We start from the raw sequence: 3,316 nt of genomic DNA, 5'->3' as shown, positions 1-3,316 counted from the left end.
ACGTGATGAAAACAAGGCGGATTTTGGGGATCTTCTGTTCTGGCCGACCTGGACCATGCGTCATGATGAGTCGTATCGTAAGCTCTGGGCGGAACGGTTTTCGTGTCTTCTGGCCGATGAATTTCAGGATACGAACCGGTGTCAGTATCTTTGGCTGGAAGCCTTAACCCGTGATCATCACGAACTCTTTGTTGTGGGTGATGATGCGCAAAGCATTTTATAAGTTAATTGGAATGCATTGATTTAGAGTGATGCAGTAGCAGCAAGAAAGGGTGTATCATGCCCGTTCCAGACTGGTCACGTTATCCGCAGGTTTCCGAGAACCAGCAAGGATGCTTGTGGCTCTCTCTACTCGATAATCTCGGGCGCTCACCCGCAACCATTGATGCCTACGCCAGAGGTCTGGATCAGTATCTGTCTTTTTGCACAGCAGTAGGCATACCGGCTGAGGCTGCGACTTTGGCTCAGGTCTCTCTATTCGTACGGTATCTGCGTGGGGAGGCGGTTCCCCTTCTTTCCGTTCGCCCGCCAGTAAGCAATGCTACGCTGCATCAGCGTTTGTCCGCCGTTCGCCTGTGGTATGACCATCTGGTTTTTGAAGGGATTGTCCATCGAAACCCAGTGCCGCGCGGGCAGGCTGTTGCAGGACGGGGTCCATTCTCGGAACATGTCGGATTTCGATATGGTTTGGTACGTCGTTCCAAGCTGTTGCCGCATTTGCCGTCCGATCCAGAATGGGGACGCTTGCAAGAAGTGGTCGCACAGGAAACGGTGAGAAACCGTCTCATGTTTGCACTGGCGTATTACGGCGCATTGCGCCGAGAAGAATTAGTAAATTTGCGCGTCTCGGATATCGACCCTGCGAGACGTTTGCTCACCATTCGGGCCGAAACAAGTAAAAGCGCCCGTCCACGTGTGGTTTGTTATTCAGCGGCGCTCTGTCCTGTGTTGGCGGTATATCTGCATCAGAGGCGCAACGCGGCGACCCATTCAGCGGCCCTGTTTCTATCTGAGTCAGATCGGAACTTTCGGCAGCCTATTACGAAGTGGTCATGGAGCAAAATTGTCAGACGTCTTGCTCTCCAGGCTGATATGCCATTGTTCAGTACGCACACTTTGCGCCATCTGAGATTGACGCATCTGGCCCGTGCTGGCTGGCGACTACACGATATTGCGACGTATGCCGGGCATCGCAATGTTCAAAGCACGACACTCTATATCCATCTTTCCGGTGAAGATCTGCTTCGCAAGATCGCAAACTCAGTCGAACAGATGGATATGAAGCTTGGTAACAGGGTCTTCGGAGGATAGAAAAGTGGTAGAATCTCAGCTTCCTCACGTCCCATCCAAATACAAATTCCACATTAATCTCGAAGAATACGACAGACGGGTGACTTTATCGGAAGACGAGTTAAAACTTGTGCGGCGTTGGAAAGAAGAAAATATTATTATAACGAGACGGCAGGCGCCACGTCTTCGCAAGCCTCTGACAGACATCCTGTATCGTAGTAATCTTGATCGTTCTAACAGTCACCGTGCCCTAAAGTATTTACTCTTGGAAGTCGCACGTCAGGAAGTACCGTACTGGGGCTGGAGTGAAGACCTCTGGGTTGAGATTATCAATAACAGCCCTGTTCTGAAAAAAGCTGGAATTGTACCGCAGATCATTGCGGTAGCTTATCTTCTTTGTGGTTTTCGAAGCCTGTACAAAATCCAACGCAATGTCGCGACGGCTGTTGTCGCCCGCTTGGTTTTTGGGGCGGAGATCGTTGACACAGAATGTGAGCGACTGTTCTCGGCCCTGACCCGTGTCGGCTTTGTCTGTCAGACCGTGCGCCCTCTGGTACCATCAATATTTGCGGCAGTTGCGCTGCAAGGCGAGAACCCAAAGCTCGAAAGTTTTAACAGAGAGATATTGGAATATACACGCGAGTGTTACGCTGGAAATCACGTCGCCAACCGGATTGGAATTTTGTCAAACGGTTTGGCGGCGATGGGACTAACATCAAAGGTTATCCATTTTCGGGCATATCCACCCCGTCACGGAACTGAAACTGACAATATCAATCCCGAATGGATGACGTGGTGTGAACTGCCCTGAGATTGACGGAGATACCCGTTTCTAAGTTTTTGCTGCGCAAAGTGGACAGTCAGGTATCTCCTAAAGCTGCCTTGGAAGGTGTTTTTTGTTGAAAAATTGTATTCCACATAAACGGCTGGCGGGGGGCCAATATTGGGTTTATCCGCAATTTCTGCCGGGAATTTCCCAGCGCCCGAATGATTGCCTTGGAACAGAATTTTCGTTCAACGGGACATATTTTGGACGCGGCCAATGCCGTGATTGCTCGCGATGCGGGGCGGCTGGACAAAAAGCTTTATACCACATCCGGGCAGGGACGTCCTATCGATATTATCCGCTGCACAGGCGCAGAGCATGAAGCGCAGACGATTGTGACGCAGATCACTCAGCGTGCCATGGCGGGCATGCCTTATGATTCCATGGCGCTGCTCTATCGCTACAATTATCTCTCACGCAAAGTCGAAGAAGAACTTATCCGCGCGCATATTCCCTATGAACTGGTCAATGATACGGCCTTTTGGCAGCGTGCGACGATCAAGGATGCTTTAGCCTTTTTGTCGTTAAGTACCCGACCGGATGAATGGCAATCCAATGATGCGTTTCGGCGTGTGGTGAATGTGCCGACGCGCGGTGTTGGCCCCAAGGCCATGGCGCGGATTGAAGAGAGAGCCGCCGAGACGGGGTTTTCGCTCTTTGCCGCAGCAGAAGCCTTAACGGAGAAAGCGACCAGCAAAGCCGGGCAAAAATTACGTGCGTTTTTGGATGCAATCCGTGAGATCGAGTGTCATCCGGATATTCGCCTTGCGGCACGTTTGCAAATGGGGTGTGAGATGACCGGCTATGCCGAGAAGCTACGCAGTGAGGGCGAGAAAGGTCAGGTTGCCTTTGAGAATTTGGCGGAGCTGTATGATCTGGCGCAAGGGTTTGAGAGCGTTGAAGAGCTTTTAGATCATGCGGCGCTCGGGTCATTGCCCAAAGCCGATCAAGGTTTGGGCTGTGTGCGTTTGAGCACTATTCATGCGGCGAAGGGGTTGGAGTTCGAGCATGTTTATTTGATGGGCTGGGAAGATGGTGCTTTCCCCAGCACGACCAACACGGATCAAGGCGAAGAGCGGCGTTTAGCCTATGTGGCGTTGACCCGCGCGAAACGTCGGGCTGTGATCACGTGGGTCGGGTATCGCTATGGTCAGGAAACCGCGCCGTCACCATTTTTGAGTGACTTTCCGGCCAGTGCTT

General features: G+C 51.7%; 4 protein-coding genes. All 4 read left to right on the top strand.

Annotated features, from left to right (window positions below):
• The coding region (locus NTH01S_RS11205) for a UvrD-helicase domain-containing protein (protein ID WP_068173729.1) at window positions 1–223 on the top strand (223 nt) is incomplete at its 5' end.
• A 56-nt stretch (window positions 224–279) separates the two neighbouring features.
• Window positions 280–1,311, top strand: a complete 1,032-nt coding sequence (locus tag NTH01S_RS11200) for a tyrosine-type recombinase/integrase (protein WP_068173727.1) — start codon at window positions 280–282, stop codon at window positions 1,309–1,311.
• A gap of 4 nt (window positions 1,312–1,315) precedes the next feature.
• Complete coding sequence (locus tag NTH01S_RS11195) at window positions 1,316–2,101, top strand: hypothetical protein (protein WP_245642396.1); 786 nt, start codon at window positions 1,316–1,318, stop codon at window positions 2,099–2,101.
• Window positions 2,102–2,277: 176 nt separating this feature from the next.
• Window positions 2,278–3,316: ATP-dependent helicase (locus NTH01S_RS11190; RefSeq protein WP_169802080.1), on the top strand; the 1,039-nt coding region annotated here is incomplete at its 3' end.

It is taken from the genome of Neokomagataea thailandica NBRC 106555 (assembly GCF_001598495.1).
GTDB lineage: Bacteria > Pseudomonadota > Alphaproteobacteria > Acetobacterales > Acetobacteraceae > Gluconobacter > Gluconobacter thailandicus_A.
Note: the sequence above shows the minus strand (reverse complement) of the source record. Positions and strands in the feature narration are given on the sequence as shown.

Coding starts and splice junctions, on each gene's coding strand:
- NTH01S_RS11200 (WP_068173727.1), top strand. CDS start 280: ATGCCCGTTCCAGACTGGTCACGTTATCCGCAGGTTTCCGAGAACCAG.